The organism is Planktotalea sp., assembly GCF_050633725.1.
Classification (GTDB): Bacteria; Pseudomonadota; Alphaproteobacteria; order Rhodobacterales; family Rhodobacteraceae; genus Planktotalea.
In genome coordinates, this window is the sequence record NZ_JBOEHB010000006.1 from 1 (window position 1) to 3,848 (window position 3,848).

Below are 3,848 nucleotides of genomic sequence, written 5' to 3' on the forward strand. Positions count from 1 at the left end.
AATCTGCGGCGAGACGGCGTAGGTCGGGGTAATTGAGCGAATATTCATGCGCTTGTCTTTAACGCGAGCGCGTGAATGCGTCCAGAGATCGCAGAAAAAGTCGCTAAAGTTATTCGACGGTAGGTGAATTGAGGCACATCAAAGCGCAAGGGCGCACTGTTTCGTAAGCTTTTGACGAAAATTTAGGAGGAAGACATGCAAGCACTCGTAAAGACGCAAGAGATTGAACACCTACAGCTTCGTATTTCAGCAAGCCCCGTTGGCGTTCGCGCACAATTACAAGGCCAGCTTGATCAACTGGTGAATGCGCTCAATCTGGTCGCTCTTGAGGAAACCAGCAGCAAGGATGATCCAGAGACTGGCACGGATGCGTTTTTTGACAATATGCCAGTCTAGACGCGCCGAAGGTGCTAACGCGTCAATTCTTTCATACCGCGCTCAAGACCAGAAAGGGTCATAGGGACCATCTGGCCTTCAAAAATCTCGGAGATCATTTTGATTGAGTGGGTGTAGGTCCAATGCTTTTCAGGCAATGGGTTGATCCAAAGGTTGCTTTTCCATTGATCGCGGGCGCGCTCCAGCCAGGTTTGCCCGCTTTCAGGATTCCAATGCTCGTTCGCTCCGCCAGGGTAGGCGATCTCATAAGGGCTCATGGACGCATCACCTACGAAAATGCATTTGTAGTCAGNNAGGCAGTTATGGAAGTAGAAATATTCCATATGCTTAAATTCGCTGCGCGCGGCTGAAAACAATTCTTCCACGACTTTGATGTGCGGATCCATTGAACCGCCGACGTCCAAAAACAACAGAACCTTGACAGCATTGCGCCGTTCGGGCCGTGTTTTCACGTCCAGATAGCCATGCTCGGCTGTTGCGCGTATTGTGCCGTTGAGATCAAGCTCGTCCGTTGCCCCATCGCGCGCCCATCGACGCAGTCGCTTTAGCGCAACCTTGATGTTTCTTGTGCCAAGCTCGACGCTATCATCAAGGTTTCTAAACTCACGTTTGTCCCAAACTTTAACAGCGCGTTGGTGCCTGCTTTCGCTTTGGCCAATGCGTACGCCCTCGGGATTATACCCATAGGCACCAAAAGGGGAGGTGCCACCAGTACCGATCCACTTGTTGCCACCTTGGTGACGGCCTTCTTGCTCCTTTAGCCGCTCTTTCAGCGTCTCCATAAGCTTATCAAAGCCGCCAAGGGCTTCAATTTCCGCTTTTTCTTCCTCGCTTAGGTGTTTCTCAACCATTTTGCGCAACCATTCCTCGGGAATCTCAACCGCATTCAGCATCTCTTCCGAGCTGATGGCCTCAAGTCCTTTGAAGGTCGTGGAAAACGCACGATCAAATTTGTCGATGTTGCGCTCGTCTTTGACCATCGCTGTGCGGGCCAAATAATAGAACGCTTCTATGTCGTAGGTGACCAAACCGCGTTTAACACCTTCCAGAAATGACAGGTATTCGCGCAATGAAACGGGAACGCCGCCAGATCGAAGGTTGTCAAAGAAAGGTAAAAACATGCGTTAAAGTGCCATGCGGTGCACAATTAACGTTGCGATAAAGCCGAGCAACAAAAATGCTATGCCGTGTCCTGCTGCAAACTGGGCTATATCAGCCATGTTGCCGCCGCGTTTTTTGGCGCGCATTGCGCCTAATACGATGCCGAAAAGCCCCGCTATTGTGTAGATCATTGCTTATCCGCGTCCTCTTTTGAGCGGGCTAAGCGATGAGATTTCACGCAATTTGGCCCGCACTGCCCAGTCTGGGCCAAAGCCGTATCGCGCCCATCCCAAACTGTCCATACGAATGGTGCGTGCTTCTGAGCTACGTCCTGCCAAATCGAGGGCTTCAGCGCGTTGTAGCATCAGCGTAGACAGAAGGGCGGCGTTTTCGTAACGCGCAGCGGTATCTAGGTGCGGGCCGATCTGTTTGAGCGCCATTTCTCCGTTCCCTTCCGCAATGTAGAAGGATGCGAGTTGAGACGCGGCATAGGCTGAATGCAGTCGGGTCGACGGGTTCTGGCCATAAAGCCGCGAAGCTATGGAGAAATGTTCGCGGGCTGTCTTGAGGTTAACCGACATCTGCAAACGACCCATCGCATAGTGACTAAAGGCGCGGCGATGATCCGTCCAACCCATAGCAACGGCGATCTGCATCGCTTCATGCGCAGCGTTCAAGCGCTCGCTCTGGCTTGCGCCGGGGCCGAGCGCACGTTGGATTGAATTAATCCACGAGCGCGGTGTTCGCGTAAGACGACGCGGTGCGTAGGATGCGCCGCGCGGGTTGATCCGCGACAGAATACCACCAATGCGATCGGCAACTTGCGATTTGGTCATGCCATTGTGCAAGGCTGGGTCGTAATAGGCGCGCAGGATCAACATATCAAAACCGGTTAGCACGGTATGAACGTTGTCGTCATTGAAGACAGAATCGGGCAAACGATAAAGATCGTTTAGCGGGCCAAGCGCTTGGGCGAGCTCTTCATGCAGGCAATCGCGGACTTCTTGCGGGCTGGCGTCGTTTGGTAGGAAAATCGAAAGCTTTTTGCGATCTTTGAGGCCCGTCCAATTTACCAGCGATGTTCGGCGCGCCAAACGATACTCCGACAGGCTTGACACGTTCGGAGCCACAAAACAGGCCGCCTGCGGCAGCATTTTGCGAATTTCGGAGCGCGACACGGCTTCGATCGTTATGTTGGCGTTTTCGCTTTGGTTTTGGCGAATGTCGATACGCGCTTCGGTGCGCAGGCGGTGCAACAATCTGTTTAAATCGCTACCAAGGCCTGAGGAGGGGTGGCCTGTAACGCGCACAGAAATCGGGCCTTCAAACCGCGTGAGCGTTTGCAAGCTTCGCCCACTCTCGAGGTTAAAGCTTAACTCAAGAAAGTCGCGTGCAATGTCTGAATTCGCGCGGACCGAAGGGGTCGGACGCGGCGCACTAAAAACCTTGACGGCAGGCAATTCGCTGCCCGTTGGCAACGTTTGAGCGCGTGATGGCATATCGGCTGGCGTTGAAGGAACGCAGCCTGATAGTGCGAGATAGAAAGGCAATAAAAATCGACGCATCTAGGTCTTTAAACCCCATCTTGTTCGCAGAAATCTGCGAAAAGTGGGCGTTGAACAAAACACCCGATTACAAAGGCGCCCGAACGGGCAGCTACAAACCTTATCGAAGAAGCGAGCGCAGACTTCGTGCTTTGGCGCAATACCAAGGCGCGGTCCAAACCGATGTTTGGGGCCATCATCTGCAAGTCTCTCTCCCTTTCGCTCATTAAGGTGGTGCTGGTATGTCCAGTCACTCTGTCGGGTTTAAGAAAACATAGTGGCAATTTTAAGAAACTGCCTCGGGGACACTAACCCGATACAATTTCAAGGTGTTATAGGGGATTGTTGATGTTTGGGAAATTGTTGCGGGCCTGCCACCTAGATATTGGGGATGGGGCAGGCCACTAACATACAATTGCGTAAATAGTGCGACCTTGGTCGCGATTAACCGCGTCGCGCCATAAAGGCGAGTCGTTCAAATAGATGCACATCTTGTTCGTTTTTCAGCAGAGCACCATGTAGTTTTGGCAAAGCATTCGCGCCATCGCGCTTTAGATCTTCCGGGGTTAGATCTTCGGCCAAAAGTAATTTCAGCCAATCCAAAACCTCTGAAGTTGAAGGCTTTTTCTTCAAGCCTTGCTGATCGCGAATGTCATAAAACTGGGTCAATGCTGTCGTGAGCAGTGCTTCTTTGATGCCCGGATGGTGGACTTCGACAATCTTGCGCATCGTGTCTGGGGCGGGGAACTGGATGTAGTGAAAGAAGCAACGGCGCAAAAACGCATCAGGAAGTTCTTTTTCGTTGTT

The 3,848-nt window shown here is 52.1% G+C and carries 3 protein-coding genes and 3 pseudogenes; 1 reads left to right on the forward strand and 5 read right to left on the reverse strand.

From position 1 onward, the window contains the following. The first annotated feature begins 195 nt into the window (after positions 1–195). A complete protein-coding gene (locus ACRBCU_RS06705; RefSeq protein ID WP_431364608.1) occupies positions 196–396 on the forward strand; it encodes a hypothetical protein in 201 nt (66 codons plus the stop codon). A 14-nt stretch (positions 397–410) separates the two neighbouring features. Here the strand turns inward: ACRBCU_RS06705 and ACRBCU_RS06710 are convergent. From ACRBCU_RS06710 to ACRBCU_RS06730, 5 genes and pseudogenes are all read right to left on the reverse strand, one after another. Beyond that, positions 411–688, reverse strand: a pseudogene (locus ACRBCU_RS06710) (VWA domain-containing protein); the annotation flags it as partial. 2 nt (positions 689–690) lie between these two features. Beyond that, positions 691–1,517: pseudogene (locus ACRBCU_RS06715) on the reverse strand (vWA domain-containing protein); the annotation flags it as partial. A gap of 3 nt (positions 1,518–1,520) precedes the next feature. After that, positions 1,521–1,688: a hypothetical protein gene (locus ACRBCU_RS06720; protein ID WP_431364609.1), complete on the reverse strand. Its 168-nt coding sequence runs from the start codon at positions 1,686–1,688 to the stop codon at positions 1,521–1,523. A gap of 3 nt (positions 1,689–1,691) precedes the next feature. Beyond that, positions 1,692–3,062, reverse strand: a complete 1,371-nt coding sequence (locus tag ACRBCU_RS06725) for a DUF2927 domain-containing protein (RefSeq protein WP_431364610.1) — start codon at positions 3,060–3,062, stop codon at positions 1,692–1,694. 423 nt (positions 3,063–3,485) lie between these two features. Continuing rightward, a pseudogene (locus tag ACRBCU_RS06730) lies at positions 3,486–3,848 on the reverse strand (AAA family ATPase); the annotation flags it as partial.

Excerpts from the sequence above, each read along its gene's own strand:
- ACRBCU_RS06705 (WP_431364608.1), top strand. The coding sequence starts at position 196 with ATGCAAGCACTCGTAAAGACGCAAGAGATTGAACACCTACAGCTTCGT.
- ACRBCU_RS06720 (WP_431364609.1), bottom strand. The coding sequence starts at position 1,688 with ATGATCTACACAATAGCGGGGCTTTTCGGCATCGTATTAGGCGCAATG.
- ACRBCU_RS06725 (WP_431364610.1), bottom strand. The coding sequence starts at position 3,062 with ATGCGTCGATTTTTATTGCCTTTCTATCTCGCACTATCAGGCTGCGTT.